The 17,045-nt window shown below is 33.1% G+C and carries 17 protein-coding genes; 13 read left to right on the forward strand and 4 right to left on the reverse strand.

The window, feature by feature from the left end; genetic code table 11:
* Positions 1–505: 505 nt before the first annotated feature.
* A complete protein-coding gene (locus ABEB31_RS18475) occupies positions 506–1,516 on the forward strand; it encodes an aldo/keto reductase (RefSeq protein ID WP_347053137.1) in 1,011 nt (336 codons plus the stop codon).
* A 72-nt stretch (positions 1,517–1,588) separates the two neighbouring features.
* Positions 1,589–2,509: a helix-turn-helix domain-containing protein gene (locus ABEB31_RS18480; RefSeq protein ID WP_347053138.1), complete on the forward strand. Its 921-nt coding sequence runs from the start codon at positions 1,589–1,591 to the stop codon at positions 2,507–2,509.
* Here ABEB31_RS18480 and ABEB31_RS18485 read toward each other — a convergent pair.
* Together ABEB31_RS18485 and pyrF are read right to left on the reverse strand one after the other, a co-directional pair.
* Complete coding sequence (locus tag ABEB31_RS18485) at positions 2,506–3,306, reverse strand: ABC transporter substrate-binding protein (protein ID WP_347053139.1); 801 nt, start codon at positions 3,304–3,306, stop codon at positions 2,506–2,508. The genes ABEB31_RS18480 and ABEB31_RS18485 overlap by 4 nt on opposite strands.
* A gap of 139 nt (positions 3,307–3,445) precedes the next feature.
* Complete coding sequence (pyrF, locus tag ABEB31_RS18490) at positions 3,446–4,264, reverse strand: orotidine-5'-phosphate decarboxylase (RefSeq protein WP_347053140.1); 819 nt, start codon at positions 4,262–4,264, stop codon at positions 3,446–3,448.
* Between the two features lie 353 nt (positions 4,265–4,617).
* On the opposite strand from pyrF, the gene ABEB31_RS18495 reads away from it, so the two are divergent.
* The 10 genes from ABEB31_RS18495 to ABEB31_RS18540 all read left to right on the forward strand — a co-directional run bounded on the left by ABEB31_RS18495 (position 4,618) and on the right by ABEB31_RS18540 (position 10,507).
* Positions 4,618–4,803 (forward strand): CsbD family protein, encoded by a 186-nt coding sequence (locus ABEB31_RS18495; protein WP_347053141.1) that lies wholly within the window; start codon positions 4,618–4,620, stop codon positions 4,801–4,803.
* A 157-nt stretch (positions 4,804–4,960) separates the two neighbouring features.
* Complete coding sequence (locus ABEB31_RS18500) at positions 4,961–5,512, forward strand: helix-turn-helix domain-containing protein (RefSeq protein WP_347053142.1); 552 nt, start codon at positions 4,961–4,963, stop codon at positions 5,510–5,512.
* A gap of 21 nt (positions 5,513–5,533) precedes the next feature.
* Positions 5,534–5,983 carry a response regulator gene (locus tag ABEB31_RS18505; protein ID WP_347053143.1) on the forward strand — a complete coding sequence of 150 codons (450 nt, stop codon included), beginning with the start codon at positions 5,534–5,536 and terminating at the stop codon, positions 5,981–5,983.
* Positions 5,984–5,993: 10 nt separating this feature from the next.
* Entirely contained in the window at positions 5,994–7,778 is a 1,785-nt protein-coding gene (locus ABEB31_RS18510; RefSeq protein ID WP_347053144.1) for a sensor histidine kinase, read from the forward strand.
* Positions 7,779–7,912: 134 nt separating this feature from the next.
* Complete coding sequence (locus ABEB31_RS18515) at positions 7,913–8,482, forward strand: DUF4142 domain-containing protein (protein WP_347053145.1); 570 nt, start codon at positions 7,913–7,915, stop codon at positions 8,480–8,482.
* Between the two features lie 40 nt (positions 8,483–8,522).
* On the forward strand, positions 8,523–9,170 hold the full coding sequence (locus ABEB31_RS18520) for a porin family protein (RefSeq protein ID WP_347053146.1): 648 nt from the start codon (positions 8,523–8,525) through the stop codon (positions 9,168–9,170).
* A gap of 34 nt (positions 9,171–9,204) precedes the next feature.
* Complete coding sequence (locus ABEB31_RS18525; protein ID WP_347053147.1) at positions 9,205–9,357, forward strand: lmo0937 family membrane protein; 153 nt, start codon at positions 9,205–9,207, stop codon at positions 9,355–9,357.
* Positions 9,358–9,407: 50 nt separating this feature from the next.
* Positions 9,408–9,692, forward strand: coding sequence for a YtxH domain-containing protein (locus tag ABEB31_RS18530; protein WP_347053148.1), 285 nt, complete (start codon positions 9,408–9,410; stop codon positions 9,690–9,692).
* Between the two features lie 48 nt (positions 9,693–9,740).
* The gene (locus tag ABEB31_RS18535; RefSeq protein WP_347053149.1) at positions 9,741–10,100 is read left to right on the forward strand and encodes a hypothetical protein; all 360 of its coding nucleotides are present in this window, start codon (positions 9,741–9,743) and stop codon (positions 10,098–10,100) included.
* A gap of 29 nt (positions 10,101–10,129) precedes the next feature.
* A complete protein-coding gene (locus ABEB31_RS18540; protein ID WP_347053150.1) occupies positions 10,130–10,507 on the forward strand; it encodes a hypothetical protein in 378 nt (125 codons plus the stop codon).
* A 351-nt stretch (positions 10,508–10,858) separates the two neighbouring features.
* Here ABEB31_RS18540 and ABEB31_RS18545 read toward each other — a convergent pair whose 3' ends face one another.
* Positions 10,859–12,190 carry a DUF5723 family protein gene (locus tag ABEB31_RS18545; RefSeq protein WP_347053151.1) on the reverse strand — a complete coding sequence of 444 codons (1,332 nt, stop codon included), beginning with the start codon at positions 12,188–12,190 and terminating at the stop codon, positions 10,859–10,861.
* A gap of 312 nt (positions 12,191–12,502) precedes the next feature.
* Positions 12,503–13,579, reverse strand: a complete 1,077-nt coding sequence (gene prfA / locus ABEB31_RS18550; RefSeq protein WP_347053152.1) for a peptide chain release factor 1 — start codon at positions 13,577–13,579, stop codon at positions 12,503–12,505.
* A gap of 431 nt (positions 13,580–14,010) precedes the next feature.
* On the opposite strand from prfA, the gene ABEB31_RS18555 reads away from it, so the two are divergent.
* Positions 14,011–16,740 (forward strand): COR domain-containing protein, encoded by a 2,730-nt coding sequence (locus ABEB31_RS18555; RefSeq protein ID WP_347053153.1) that lies wholly within the window; start codon positions 14,011–14,013, stop codon positions 16,738–16,740.
* Positions 16,741–17,045: the final 305 nt, after the last annotated feature.

The raw sequence follows: 17,045 nt of genomic DNA on the forward strand, positions 1-17,045 counted from the left end.
TAATAGCCAAAAATTATTTAATACTACGAAATGCTCAAAACATCGATTCGAAAAATCTTAACGTAGTTCCAACAAAGTAATAACAAAACCTTAACAGCAATACGTTGATTTATATCTGACCTTTGTAATGTAATAAACTGGTTATTTATTATTTTGGTTTTGGTTAGTTAAATGATGCCGGCGTCTTCGAGATGCCGGCATTCTTTTTTATACTAGTTTGTTATTTTTTGTATCAGGGTTTTAAGTTTCAGGTTGTTTTACTTTGAACTTAAATTTAATCGCAAATTCAGCATTTTTTCCATAGTTAATATTACAAGGTTTGCAAAACAGCGAATATATACATGGTGAAATATGCGTTAACTATAATCTCTTCAACTTTTAACCTAAAGCCTGAAACATAAGAAACTCTTCCCCCTCATTTCGGATACAACTACAAGAGATTTGGATACTATAATACAATACGTCTGACGGATCTTTGTGTTAGTTAATATTTAAAACAAAAATCATGGAAGGTATCAAAAAAATAAAATTAGGAAATCAGGGACTTATCGTTCCGAATATTGGTCTTGGCTGCATGGGAATGACTACTATTGCCGGAAATGACATTTACGGAAAAGCTGATGAGGCAGAATCTATCAAAACTATTCACCGTTCCCTGGAATTGGGTGGAAACTTTCTGGATACTGCAGATCTTTACGGACCACTTCTTAACGAGAGATTAATTGCAAAAGCCATTAAAGGAAATCGTGATGCCTACACCATTGCTACAAAATTTGGTTATGAGATCGATGATAACGAGCAGCTTACGTGGCAGTTTAATGGCAAGAAGGAATACGTTAAAAAAGCGGTAGAACGTTCGCTCAAAAACTTAGGGACAGATTATATTGACCTCTATTATCTGCACCGACTTGACCCTGATACTCCAATTGAAGAAACCGTTGCTGCTATGGCAGAATTAGTTAAAGAGGGAAAAGTGGGTTATATCGGGCTTTCTGAAGTTTCATCTGAAACCATTCGAAAAGCACATAGCGTTCATCCTCTAACTGCGGTACAAACCGAATATTCTCTTTTCGAAAGAAATGTGGAAGAAAATGGAACTATAAAAACTTTAGAAGAATTAAATATCGGATTTGTTGCTTATTCTCCTTTGGGAAGAGGTTTTATTTCCGGAGAAATTCAGCATCCAGAAGATTTCCCCGAAAATGATTTTAGAAGATCTATTCCACGTTTTCAGGGTGAGCAGTTTTATAAGAACATTACCCTTTTGAACGAAATAAAAGAAATTGCCACCGAAAGAAACTGTACAGCATCTCAATTGGCATTGGCCTGGATAACTTCAAAAGGTTTTATAGCAATTCCGGGAACCAAAAGAGTAAAATATGTGGAAGAAAATATTGCTGCCGCGCAACTCATTTTAAGCCAAGAAGAATTAAACAGACTTGAGAGCATAATACCAATCGGAACAATTACCGGCGATCGTTACGATGCTGTCGGAATGAGACAAGTTGATTTGTAAACCAATAAGTCTACAGGAAAAGTTATCTTTACGATGCTTTTCCTGTTTTGAATATTCTTATAATACTATGCTATGAAAAAAGAAACCATGATTCCGCATAAAATACATTCTATATCTGAATTACATACTTTACTTAAAATTCCAAAACCCGAACATCCTTTGGTGAGTTTTGTAAATCTTAGACAGATAAGCTGCCAGTTTGAAGATAATTTTAAATCTGTCATGTATGATTTTTATACAATTTCTATAAAAAAGGGATTTGAAGGAAAGATGCGTTACGGACAAAATTATTATGATTTTGATGAAGGCGTAATGACCTTTATGGGACCGGGACAGATTATTTCGACGGAAGTTCCCGCTGTCACATATGTATACGGAGCGATGTTGGTAATTCATCCTGATTTTATTAAGAGTTACGCTTTGGCTAAAAACATTAAAGAGTTTGGTTTTTTCTCTTATGCCGTAAACGAAGCTTTACATCTTTCTGAAAAGGAAGAAAATATGATTATCGGAATTATGGAAAATATAGAGCAGGAATACCTTTCTTCTATAGATGCATTTAGTCAGGATGTTATGATTTCACATATTGAATTACTTCTGAATTACTGCAATCGTTTTTACAACCGACAATTTCTTACACGAAAAACCGCCAATCATACACTTTTATCCAATTTGGAAACCTTACTTGCTGATTATTTTGAAAGTGATAAAGTTCAAAAATTTGGTTTACCAACTGTAGCTTATATTTCGAATGAACTTAATGTTTCTCCTAATTACCTAAGCGATATGCTCCGTTCCTTAACCGGACAAAGCACACAGCATCACATCCATAATAAAATCATCGAAAAAGCTAAAGAAATTTTAAGTACCACTTCTTTAAGTGTGAGCGAAACAGCCTATTCGTTAGGATTTGAATATCCGCAGTCCTTTAATAAATTATTTAAAAGTAAAACCAATATTTCACCTTTAGAATTTAGAAATTCATTCAATTAACTCTTTAAACGTTCATGCAGCAGTTTAAAGTACGTAAAAGCTTTTAATAGCCGGCTTCCGTGCCAGGAGAACATCTCGCCGTCTACAAAAACGGTTTTGGCATGATGGGTAAAACGGCCGATCTCAAAGGCATCTTCTTCTTTAAAAGGATAAGGTTCTGATGAAAGAAAAACAAGATCAGGGTCTCCTTCCAGACGCATTTTCTTTAATTCTATTTCCGGATAACGGCCCTTATCCTGATAAATATTGGCAAAGTGATTTAGTTTTAGCAATTCATTTATATAAGTATTATCTCCTGCAACCATGTACGGATCTTTCCAAATAAAATAAGCTGCTTTTTTAATTTCTGTATTCTGAATGTACTTTTTAAAATCGCTCAGGGCGAAAGTCAGTTTGTCGTTCCACTTTTGGGCTTCGGTCCTGCAATTGAAGATCTGACCGAAATCTGAAATCATCTGAAAATTATCTTCAACAGAGATAATGTTGGTTACCCAAACCGGACAAATTTCACTTAATTGTTTTACAATTTCTTCTGTATTTTCTTCTTTGTTGCAAATAACAATATCCGGCTCAAGAAGTTTAATTTTTTCAAAGTGAACTTTCTTTGTACCTCCAACAATCTTTTTGGTAGATTTTAAATGAAACGGATGAACACAGAACTTTGTAATTCCGATTATTTTTTCTTCCAGACCTAAATCATATAGTAATTCTGTTTGAGACGGAACTAGTGAAATTATGCGTTTTGGAGTTGCTTCAAAAGAATGTAAAGTTCCTATCTGATCTTTTATTTGTTTCATTGAAATTTGGTTTCAGGTTTTCTTTGTTTCAAGTTGTTGGGGCTTCGATTTAACCTCAAATTTCGCAAGGATTTCGCTATGTGCGTAAAAAATCTCAGAGCGTAGCAACTTGAAACTTTAAACCTGAAACAAAGAAAACTTATTTATTAGCTATAATCGAAGCCATTTCTTCCTGCACTTTCAAAGCTTCTTCTCTTGCCTTTTCTGCGAAATCTGTTCCTTTAGAAGCGTAAATAATTGCTCTGGCAGAATTTACTAAGAGACCTATTTTATAGTTCATTCCGTATTTGCAGACTTCAGACAGACTTCCGCCCTGAGCGCCAATACCCGGAACGAGCAGGAAACTATCAGGAACGATTTTTCTAATTTCTGTAAAATACTCTGCTTTGGTAGCGCCCACAACGTACATGAGGTTTTCGCTGTTTTTCCAGCTTTTAGAAGTTTCCAAAACTTGTTTATATAATTCTTTCCCGTTTACATCTAAAGTCTGAAAATCAAAAGCCCCTTCATTTGAAGTCAGAGCCAGCATGATGGTATGTTTATTTTCGAAAGCTAAAAAAGGCTCAACCGAATCTTTTCCCATATAGGGTGCAACGGTTACACTATCAAAATTCAAATCTTCAAAAAAAGCTTTTGCATACATGCTTGAAGTATTTCCGATATCACCGCGTTTTGCATCGGCAATGGTAAAAATTTCAGGGTGATTCTCATTGATATAATTGATGGTTTTCTGCAAAGACATCCATCCTTTTATTCCGTATGCTTCAAAAAATGCTGTATTAGGTTTGTAACCAACAGTCAGATCATGCGTTGCATTGATTATGGCTTTATTAAATTCAAAAATAGGATCTTCTGTTTCTAATAAATGAGCCGGAATTTTAGTGAGATCCGGATCCAAACCAACGCATAAAAATGATTTTTTCAGAAGGATTTGTTCGTGTAGTTGTTGTGTTGTCATACTGTATTTTACTAGTGCTGCAAAATTACAAATAATAAAATTGGTTTTCCAAATTAGGCCGACATTGGATTTCTGTCACATCGCACACAATATATGAAAGAATATATCAAGATTTATATGATTGTAGAATGAAAAGTTTTGAATCTCTGACAACAGCAGTTTTTATATAATGTAAAAATTATTATATTTATTTAAAATTATTACTAATTATTGATGCCCCGTGTGTGCAGTAAAATCTAGCATTATAAGTTAAAAAAAAAATGAAAATTATGAAACAGTCATCGGAATAAATGTAACAGAATTTCGATTGCGTTTTTGCAATTTTACACAACATTAATTTAAAGCAAGATATCATGAATACTACTGAGATAAAAGGAAACTGGAATGAGTTAAAAGGAAAATTGAAACAAAAATATGCAGAAATTACAGATGACGATTTGATGTTTGCAGAAGGAAAAGAAGATGAAATGTACGGAAGACTTCAGCAAAAATTAGGTAAAACTAAAGAAGAATTTCATCAGATTCTGTCAGATTTGTAAATCCTTGCAACTCAATCAGGGAAATACCGTCTAGTAAAAATATTAGGCGGTATTTTTTTGATAATTTAGTCAAAAAAACAAATTTACTTGTAATTCTACCACAATTAAAATTAAAAACACCAAATAAATTAAGTATCTTTAACCAAATTTCTATAAAATGAAACTATTTATAAAGTTCGACATTAACACAATCTGTTCTCTTTATTTAAAACAAAACCTGGAACAAAATAACATAAACTTTACCACTCTGGGATTTGGTGAAATTGAAATTGAAGACAACCTTGATGCCGAAGCACTGGAAAATTTAAAAAATAAATTGGTCCCGTGTGGTTTTGAAGTAGTTGAAAATCAAAAAAGTGTATTAGTCCAAAAAATAAAAGACGCTATTATCGAACTTGTATTTATGGACGACAGCAATAATTATAAAAGTTCTGTGTTTTTAGCTGAGAAGTTAAATCACAGTTATGGTTATCTATCTAACGTTTTCTCGGAAGTAACTTATTCTTCTATAGAAAACTTTATCATTTTACAGAAAATCGAAAGAGCAAAACAGTTAATAATTATTAACGAAATGAGTTTGACGGAAATTGCTTTTTTACTAAATTACTCCAGCGTAGCGCATTTGAGCACGCAGTTTAAAAACACAACCGGAATTACTCCCTCTGCCTTTCAGAGAATTATTAAGAAACGAAGAGAAAATTTAAAATAAAACCTAAATACCCATATTCAAATGCAAAAAAACGCATTACACATTTTATTGGCTGATGATGATGAAGATGACCGTCTTTTCTTTAAAGATGCTTTTGAGGAAATAAAAATCCAAACCAATGTCAATTTCGTACATGATGGTATGCAGTTAATGGATCACTTACTGAACCCAGACAATAAACTTCCGGATATTTTATTTCTCGATTTAAATATGCCTAAAAAAACAGGAAAAGAATGTTTAATCGAAATTAAAAAAACGGATCATTTAAAAGATATAATTATTGCCATTTACTCAACCTCTTCATCTGAGGAAGATATAGAAGATACATTTATTCAGGGAGCTAATATTTATATTAAAAAGCCAAGTGATTTCAATACGCTTAAAAAAATAATTAATGAAGTCGTGACAGTAAACTGGCACTATCACACCTCTGGTTTAAACCGTGATAATTTCTTGCTGCGACTAAAATAAGAGCACACCAATGAAATGGATCCCAAATTTTAATTCTTCAAACTCATTGAGAGTTATTTTTGTAATCGCAGTTTTCATTCTGTTATTTCTTTCTTCAATTGCTTACAAACATAATCAGGACTTGAACGAATCAAGTAAAGTGGTTATGCATACTTACGAAATAAACATCCAGCTCGAACGATTAATGTCGGCTATTAAAGATGCAGAAACGGGCCAACGAGGATATATTATCACTCGTAATGCCCGTTTTTTAACTCCTTATATTTATTCTCGTGACAAGGTTAATACTTCTTTTATTACCCTAAAAAAACTGACTGCCGATAATCCGGAACAGCAACAAAATCTTCAAAAACTTTTCAAACTCATTACGCAGCGCTTTGTTTCTTTTGAAAACTGTTTAAAATACAGCGATCCGAAAACATACGACAAACGAAAACTGGACAACCACATGTTTGGCGGAAGGATCTTAATGGAAAACATCCGTTTTAAGGTTGATGAAATGAATGACATTGAAAAAGCTTATCTCAAAAAAAGACTTAAAATCTATGATGCCGAAATTTCATTAAGTCCGCTTTTTTCCATTTCATTATTTTTAGTGGCTTTGTGTTTCATCTTACTGGCCTACCGCCAGATTAGCCGCGATTTTGAACGACTAAAAGTGTACAATAAAAAGCTTTTAATCTCCGGCGGATTAATGTCAGAATCTGAAAATATCGGGAAATTCAGCACCTGGCAATGGGATCTCGATTCGGATAAAATCGATTATTCAGACAATCAATTTCGTTTATTGGGACTGGAGCCCAATTCTTTTACTCCGAATAAAGCGACACTTTTAAAATATGTACATCCTGACGATAAAGAATCTGTTGCACAAGCTATCGACGGAATTGTAGAAAAAAAACAGCTTCCGTTTGTATATTATAAAATTATTCGTCCTGATTTTGAAATTCGTTATTTTAAAACAACTGGAAAACTACTGACGGATCAGCAGGGAAGTAAAATTCTTTTGGGTATTAATTTCGATATTACAGATGAGCATCTTCTCAATATAGAACTTCAGGAACGCAATAAAGAATTAGAAAAAAGCAATAAAGAATTAGCTTCTTTTAATCACGTTGCAAGTCATGATTTGCAGGAACCACTCCGAAAAATTCAGACTTTTATCTCGAGGGTTTCAGAAGCAGATAAATCTGTGATGTCTGAAAGTGCAAAAAATTACATCGGCAAAATTGAAACTTCTGCTAAAAGAATGCGGGTTTTAATTGATGATTTACTTTTATTCTCAAGAACCAACACTACCAAGAAAGAATTCATTAAGGTTAATCTAAATGAACTCTTAGACAATGCAGAATCTGAATTGGCTGAAATAATCGAAGAAAAAAAGGCGGTTATCAAAACGAACCGACTTCCAAAGCTTTCTGTAATTCCATATCAGATCGAACAATTGTTTATAAACCTTATAGGGAATTCTTTAAAATACAGTCAGCCGGATATGGAACCCGAAATTACAATCACAAGCGAAAAAGTATTGGCAAGTGATTATTCCGGAATATTGGATCAGTCTGTAAAGAAGTATCATAAAATTATTTTTACAGATAACGGAATGGGATTTGACCCTCAATTTAAAGAAACCATATTTGTACTTTTTCAGCGTCTTCATTCCAAAACAGATTATCCGGGAACAGGTATCGGACTAGCCATTTGCAAAAAGATTGTAGAGAACCATAAAGGTCATATTACAGCCGATAGTATTGTAGGTAAAGGCTCCGTATTTACAGTGTTTCTTCCCGACTAAATTTTACCCTAAAAACACATAAAAAACGTTATATAAGCCCGCTGTGGGAATTATATAACGTTTATTTTTTATGCTGTAAAGCAAAATCTTGCATTCGTTAGCATCTTTGTAATGTAATACTTTAGGAAGTAATAATGAAAACAATTCCCCCTGTAAAGACTGCATTTTTCAGAGTCTTTTTCTTATCTGTATTAACGGTCTGCTTGAGTTCTTGCAGGAAAGTAAATCCGATAGAAAAATCTTTAAAAGCGCAGACTTTTGCAAAGACAGAGAAAGAAGAAACAGAAGTGTTTTTTTTTATATCATCGGTGAATGTAAGTACATCAATTATCTCCAAAAGTCAAATTGCACAACAAAAAAGTTCAGACGTTATTGTTCAGGAATTAAGTAAGAGAATCGAAATTCAACAAAATCAATTTCTTGATGAAATAACCAGACTGGCAACATCAAAGCTCATTGTAATTACTGAAATCGACGGAACGCATAAAAGAGACCTGTACAACCTCATTGATGCAAAAGAAAACGATTTTAATAATGTGTATTTATATGCAATGAAGGAAAAGTTATGTAGTCAGATAGATTTGCTTGAGACAATTTCCAGAGAAACAAATGATAAAAAAATTCTGGAACTGGTTCTGAGATTTTTGCCGGAACAATTTAAGCTCTTAAGAGAAACTGAACGAATTATTAAACAAAGCGAGTAAAAGCCTTTAATTATTATCTATTAACTAAATTATTTTTATCATGAAAATGCAAAACAATTTTTTATGCGCCTTAACACTTTTTTTAACAGCTTCATTTGGAATGCTGCATGCACAGGACACTAATGTAACTACCGAATTCGGGGTAAAAGGAGGATTTAATATGTCTAACTTAATCGATAGTGGTGACGAAGTTAACGACAATAATGTTTTATACGGTTTTAATGCCGGAGTTTATGCTACACTTCCTATTTCAGATTTCGTAGCCATTCAGCCAGAGCTTTTATTCACTACAAAAGGTGCTGAATTAGAATATAGTGGTGCTGGTTTAAATGGCGATGCTAAATTTAGACTTAATTATATCGAGCTTCCATTATTAGTAAGAGTAAATATTACTAAAAACTTTAATTTACACGCTGGTGGTTATGCTTCATATTTAGTTGATTCTAAAGTTACTGGAAGCGGAGACATCGATTTTGAACAAAATGTTGACAGAGACGATCTTAACAAATTTGATGCTGGTATCGCTGCTGGTGTAGGTGTAGATTTTAGTCCGGTAAGTATTGGTTTACGTTACAACTATGGTTTAACAACTGTAGGAAAAGAAAGAACTGCCTTAGGACAAACTTACACATTTCCAGATGTTAGAAACAGCAGTTTAAATTTATATGTATCGTATAAATTAAACTAAGAAAATTAATTACAAACCACTAAAATAAAAAACCATGTCAAACTTATTATATACAATAGCAGTGATTCTGGTAATACTTTGGGCTTTAGGGTTCTTTGTTTACAGTTTCGGAAGCATTATTCACGTACTGTTAGTCATTGCCATTATCGCAGTATTACTTAGACTTATTAAAGGTCGGGAAATTTAAACACAATTATAAAATCACAAATATTAATATTAATAACTAAATCAATTATTATGAAAGCAAGTAGCACAATTTTAGGAATATTAGGAGCCGCAGCGGCGGGAGCATTTATCGGAGTATTGTTTGCACCGGACAAAGGATCAAACACTAGAAAAAAAATCAAAGATAAATCAAAAGATTACGGAGATAACTTTAAAACAAAATTTGACGGTGTTGTAAGCACAATTACTTCAAATGGTAAAGATATTATCGAAGAAGGAAAATCTAAACTTAATCAAGTTAAAGATGACTTCAACACAATGAAAGATGAAGCTAAAACAGTAAAATCAAACTATTAATTGAACACAATTAATTAGTGAAATTTTCAAACCATAAAACCCTATATCATGGAACCAAATGCAACAACAAACGAGAATCTTAATCTTTATGAAAAAGCTGAAAACTATGCTAAAACAAGTTTAGAATTACTAAAACTAAAAACAGTAAGTTCAGTGGCCGATGGTGTATCATCATTAGCATCTAAGATTGCAATCGGAATTGTTGTTGCATTTTTTACCCTGTTTCTTAATATAGGAATTAGCTTATGGGTAGGAAAAGAACTTGGAGAGTACTATTACGGCTTTTTTATTATGGCGCTATTCTATTTGATTGTTGCTGTTATAGTTGTAAAATCTCATCATAAACTGATAAAAACACCAATTGGAAATACTATTATTTCAAGTATTCTAAAAGAAACTAAAAACTGATTTAATCATTAATATATAAAAGACTAACTATGGAGGCTATTTACACTATTGATCAGTTAAATCAGAAAATTAATGAATTAGAAGTTCGTCAGGATACCGAATGGTGCGCTATAAAAGATCATATCGATGAGATCAAGGAGAATTTAAAACCTCTTAACTTAATTCGAAATACCGTCGAGGAAATTAACGAAACGGCTGGTTTTAAAGGCCAAATAGCACAATCGGCAATTAGTATCGGAATCGGGTTTTTGGCGAAGAGATTTATTGTTGGCAAAGGAGACTCAATGTTCAAAGGACTTTTGGGCTCACTTATTCAACAAATTGTTACCAAACTTGTTTCTAAACCACATCATGATTCAGCTGATGAACCAGATTTGAAAGAAACATCACAATATGAACCATCTTAAAGAGTAATTGTCAAACTTAATATTTAATTATTATGGAAAAGTTTAGCGATATAATTTTGAAAAACGGCGTATACATGTACTCTAATCTATATAAATGTTTTGAATACACACGAGTATTTTTAGGCATCTAACTTTCATTATACGCTTTTTGGGGAAAGCGATTAATGAAGATAAGACCGTGATATATATACAAAAAAAAGCAGAATATACCTTGTGGTATGTTCTGCTTTTTTTATTAGGCTCAAAGGTTCAAAGTGACAAAGCAACAAAGTCTCAACTTTCTCTATAATTTTTCTTCCAACATTCCACAGACTTTCCTCTGCACCTTTGAACATCTGAGCCTCTGACCCTTTATTTATAATTTTGATAAATCGGCAGCTTTAAACCGGCATAGATATTACATCCCTTTGAAGTATTGGAAAACAGATTGGTAAAAAGCGTTCCTGAGCCAATAAACAACGGGCCGGCTCTAAAACCGGCACCGATCTGTGTACCGCTGTATTGCAAATACGTTAACGGAACATAGAAACTAAACTGTCTTGTTTCATATCTTGGCGTAAAAGTAACAGAATTGGCAATGGCAGTACTGTTTACCTTCTTTGCATCTACGAGATTGAAATCACCGCTTAGATTGAGGTAGAATTTATTATCAATATTCCAGTCAAAGTTGGTATGCAATGCTGTTGGTAAATTAGCTTTTACACCTTTTCTGGAAGAAGTTTTGGTGTAATTGGTGTCAAAAAATTCAAAAATATCATCGGCATTTTCAATATCATCCTGTGTAACGCGACCATTGACATTATAGGTGTTTTCGATAATATTTTTGTAATTCAGTTTACCAATATCGGTTATCGAAGCTGCAGCCTTAAATTTATAGCGGTTTCCAACACAAGTATGACAGTTTGTGCGATATTCGTAAGTAAAACCCAGGTCCAATCCCACTCCTGCTGAACTCATATCAAATTTGGGGTCGTCGCCATTTTCGTAATCGTAACTTGCAGCCGTTTTCATGGTTCCAGTCGAATAATATTCACTCAACTGTGGATTAGCTTCGTTCTTATTAAAAACCACGCTTAGATTGTTTCCGTTGATATAGCCATTCACGCCTGCCATTAAATATTTCAGGGTTATTCCGCCTTTCACAAAATGATCGTCGCGATCTAATAAAACTGTTGCATAACTCGCACCAATTTCTGCCCAGGAATTTGTAACGCCATTCGGATTTCCGCCAGCAATCATGAAACTCTCCGAAAAATTTACATCCTTATTTACCTCATCAATCAGCTGGCCATTTATATCCGTAAGGTTTGTAACACTTCGTACACGTGTAAAAATAGCAACGCTGTGGACAGGATCAATATTAAACATAACCGATGGCCCCAGAATATCAAAATTAAAATTTCCTTTGTTGTTCGATTTGAAATTTTTGGTTGCTTCGGTATCCAGATCGTAACCGCCGTCAAGGATGTCGGCAAAGTTAACACCGTACAAATCATTCTGACCCGTCCCGCTGGCAGAGAAAATGGTTACATCGGCCTTGTACTTAGAATCGACTATGTTAGAAGGATTAAACAAGGCAGACTGAATCCCGGCATAATTATCATCTCTAAAACCAAGATAAGATTGCGATCGTCCATAAAAAAAGCTCCCAAAGAAGCAAAATAAAAGTAAAGTTCTCTTCATAAAAAAATTGGATTGGTTGGTTTATTTTTAGTTTTTGAGGAGCTAAGATACTAAGGCGCTAACATTTTTTATCTATTTATATTAACTTTTTTTTAACACTTTAAAAATTATAAGAAAAACCCTTTTTATTTGAGATTCAAACAAACTATCCCCTAAGGTTCGGAACTAAAAATCTCCAATTAAGTTCTCACTCTTGCTTTAAAGCTCTACTTTTAAACCAAATAAAAAAAGCCGAACAAAAAATGTCCGGCTTTAATATTTACAAGATTCCAAAAAACCTTTGAACCTTTGCGACTTTTTAACTTTGAACCTTTAATAAACTTCTGAAGCTTCTTTCAATTTCTCCATATTGTTAACCAATTGCAGTTCGGCAACAATTTTCTGAATATCACCATTCATGATGTTTCCTAAATCGTAAAGTGTCAGACCAATTCTGTGATCGGTAACACGGCCTTGTGCATAATTATACGTACGAATCTTAGCAGAACGGTCACCAGAACTTACCTGAGACGTACGTTTTGTAGCATCTTCGGCTTCTTTTTTGGCCAGTTCCATTTCGTACAAACGAGAACGTAAAACGGTCAACGCTTTATCTTTATTTTTGTGCTGCGATTTCTGATCCTGACACTGCGCCACCAAACCGGTTGGAATATGCGTTAAACGTACAGCCGATTTCGTAGTATTTACAGATTGTCCTCCAGGTCCAGACGAACAGAAGAAATCTACACGAACATCGTTCATATCGATCTGAACATCAAACTCCTCCGCTTCCGGTAAAACCATTACAGTAGCAGCAGACGTATGCACACGACCTTGTGTTTCTGTCTGAGGAACACGTTGTACACGGTGTACACCTGCTTCAAACTTCAAAGTTCCGTAAACATCTTCTCCCGAAACCTCAAAAATAACCTCTTTAAATCCTCCGGAAGTTCCTTCGTTCATATCTACAACAGAAGCTCTCCAGCCACGGTTTTCGCAATATTTGGTATACATTCTAAACAAATCTCCCGCAAAAATACTCGCTTCATCTCCACCCGTTCCCGCGCGAATTTCCACCATAACGTTTTTAGCATCTTCAGGATCTTTCGGAATCAACATAAATTTGATTTCCTCCTCAAGTTGCGGCAAACGTTCTTTTGCTTCATCCAACTGCATTTTAGCCATTTCGGTCATATCTGCATCACTTCCGTCGGCAATAATTTCGTTTGCCTCGTCAATGTTTGCTAAAACAAGAATGTATTCTTCTCTTTTGTCAACCAGAGCTTTAATACTTTTATATTCCTGGTTAAGCTGCACATAACGTTTTTGATCGGCGATAACATCGGGCTGAATAATCAAATCCGAAATCTCGTCAAAACGCTGCTTTACATATTGAAGTTTATCTAACATTGTATAATCCCTTTTATTTGGAGTGCAAAATTACGAAATTTTTCTTTATTGTATATTGTTTGTGGGTTTATGTTTTTTTGGTTGGGATTTTGGAGGAAATTTTGTGAGATTATGTTTTTTATTTGAAACTGTTTCCTGCTATCCCTTCCAATCTATTATGTCAAACCCCGGCACAAAAGGATTCCACTTCTATCAGGGCTAAAGTTTGAATTTATTTAGACTGTTTACGGTTTTCCGTACTTTAATTATTTTTGAAGAAGCTATTTTTAACAAAGTTAATTTAAATATTATCGCATAAAAAAACAGGTATTTTTACTTAGTTATTGAGTTAAATTAAATACGATGTTTGTGTAGTAATTTACAAATCGACGTTATTTGGTACGACAGCATTAATAAACTTATTATCGAATTATTTATAAAATATTATTAAGATGAAAAAAGATAAAAACATAATTAGTAAAAAAAAAAAGAAACCTAAACAAATTTTAGAAATAGAGAATTTATATGGAATTACTTTAGAACAGAAAAAACAAAAAATTATTTTCTCTGATACAGACCGCTTGGGAAGAAATAGTTTTGTTCTCAATGAAAATAACGAGATAATAGCTTTATCTATTTTTGATCTCGAAGGCACAATTAATATAAAGGATGTTAGACCGATTAGTCAATTTAATAGTTTAATCTATTTAAGTTTGACAAATAATGATATTGAAGATATATCTACTATATTTCCAAAACCAGATTTAAAATATTTGTTTTTGGGCGGTAATAAAATAAAAGACATTAGCCCGATTGTACAATCACCGCTGCTAGAACAACTCGCTATCTGGGGAAATCCAATTGAAAATCCAGATTCAATAAATTCTTTAATCAATATTAGATCTCTCTATTGCCAAAATATTGGTTTAAAAAACTTAAATTTAATTCATTTAATGGATAATCTAAATATTTTAAGTGCTCGGGATAATCAAATATCAGATATTAATATATTAAAAGAAAAAAAAAACTTAAACTATATTGAGCTTAACAACAACAATATTACGAGAATTCCCCATGAAATTGCACTAAATTTTAATTGGAATATCAGTAATAAACTTGATCAATTTCATCTTAGAAAGAAAGGTAAACCAGTTTTTTTAGTTCAAAGTAATCCCTTGGAATTCCCGCCTAACTCAGTAGTCGATTTGGGACAAGAAACAATTAAAAACTATTATATAACTACTGAAAATTTTGGACATGCTCCTCTTTCAGAGGGAAGAATAATTGTAGTAGGTGATGGAAGTGCTGGTAAATCAAGCCTTATCGAAAGAGTTTTGTATAACACTTTTGAGCAAGGAAAATCACAAACAAATGGTATTTTTATTGAACATTGGCAACTGCAACATAGTGATGGCAGACCATTAACATTTCATATATGGGACTTTGGTGGTCAAGAAATCCAACATGCAGTTCACAAATTTTTTTTTACAGAGGGATGTTTGTATGTTTTGGTACTTGATAATCGTAAAGAAGAAGAACCGGAATATTGGCTACAACAAATTGAAAGCCTAGGTGGTAAAGCTCCGGTTCTAGTAGTTTTTAATAAACAAGATGATAATGCTACCGAAATTGCTGATAGAAAATTTTTAAAAGAAAAATATCCTAATATCACCGGTTTTTACAATACAAGCTGTAAAACAGGAATAGGTATTGATGATTTTAAAAGTGATTTGAAGAATCATGTTACAAAATTAAGAACTGTAGAGGAACAATTTCCTAACAATTGGTTTAATATTAAGAAGGAAATTGAAAATTGCACTTCTGGAGAACAACATCATTTAGATTATAGTACTTTCAGTAACATTTGCAAAAAAAATAATGCTGAAAATGAAAAAACTCAAAAATTATTATTAAAGTATTTTACCACAATTGGTGCTGTCACATGGTTTGGTGATACTTATCTTAATTTTCTCCATGTTTTAAGTCCAAAATGGATTACTCAGGGTGTATATAAAATAATAACTGCTAAAAAGACAGCAACACTTTTTGGTATAATAAATATCAATGATTTTAAAGAATTGTTGGAACCGATGAGCGATATGGATTATACATATGAGGAAAATCATTATGGATACATACTTAGCATGATGAAGAAATTTGACTTGTGTTATACTCCAGATGATAAAACTATTTTAATTCCTTCCGCTTTTGGCAAAGTTCCTAAATTAGAATATAGCGATTTCCGAGGGGAAGATGTAGGTACATATATTTTACAATTCAAAGATTATATGCCTCTTGCCTTAATTCATCGATTTACAGCAAAAAAATTACCCAATGCATTTGACAATAATTATTGGTACTCCGGAATCGTAATCAAAGATAGCAAAAGTGATTCGCTGGCTATGGTACAAGCAGATAAAGAAGCTAAACGTATATATATTCGTATCAAAGGGAAAGAAAAATTAGGTATGTGGGAGCACATTCGAAGAGAACTATATGATATTATTTCCAGCTATGCCCAAATCTCATATGATGAATTAATATCGTTAGATAAAAAATCTGAACATACTGTCACATATGAAGATTTAATTAGTCATATAACAGCCAATAAATCTATATATTTTCATCCTAAATTAAAGAAAGATTTTAATGTTGGCTACTTAATTGGAATGTTTGAAAGTAAAGAGCATACTTTAGAAAAATTTAAAAAAGATATATTTGAAGTTAATGAATTTGAAATTCAAAAAAAAGATACTATTCCTCCATTTGTTGTAAATATATTAAACAATAATAGTCCAACAGTAAACACTAATGTAAATACCGAGATTAATATTGATATTGATTTAAATCTAGTAAATAATATTAGTAGCAAAGTCAAGGGTGAAGCGGATTATCTACTCGAAGCATTAGGAGATTCGAATAAGTCGTTAAGTGACACATTGAAAAAGGTAATTCAGTTTGCAGACGATTCGAAATCTGCGAGAAATAGCGGAAGTGTGATAGAAAAAGGATGGGGTAGAAAATTAAAATCAGTTATACAAACTTTAGGTAATGCGGGTGAGCAGATAAAAAACATACAAGATGGAGGTGAGGCTCTTAAGTCAATATTAAATGGTCTCCATAATTTAGCTTCACAATTTAATTTCGAAGATTTAAAAAATTTATTTAACTTTATGCAGTAATTTGACAAGCATAAAATTTCAATATTTGCTTGCAGATATATTCGCTAAACGGTAGTCAAGAAATCCGATAGCGCGGATTTGTAATCCGTGCCCGTAACAAATAAGACATAACACTAATCATTAGAAAAAACCAATCTTTGTGTGCACAGATTACAAATCTGCGCTATCGTTAGTAACCGATCGCGCAGATCTTCTTCACGCAAATAGCGAAGATTTGCAAACCGCTCTGTTAATTATTCTAACATGTTATAATCGCTGTGCGAAGTCTCCCGACTTCGTACCCGTTCCAATTATCTAATGCAGAT

Origin of the sequence: Flavobacterium olei (assembly GCF_039749035.1) — a bacterium.
Classification (GTDB): Bacteria; Bacteroidota; Bacteroidia; order Flavobacteriales; family Flavobacteriaceae; genus Flavobacterium; species Flavobacterium olei.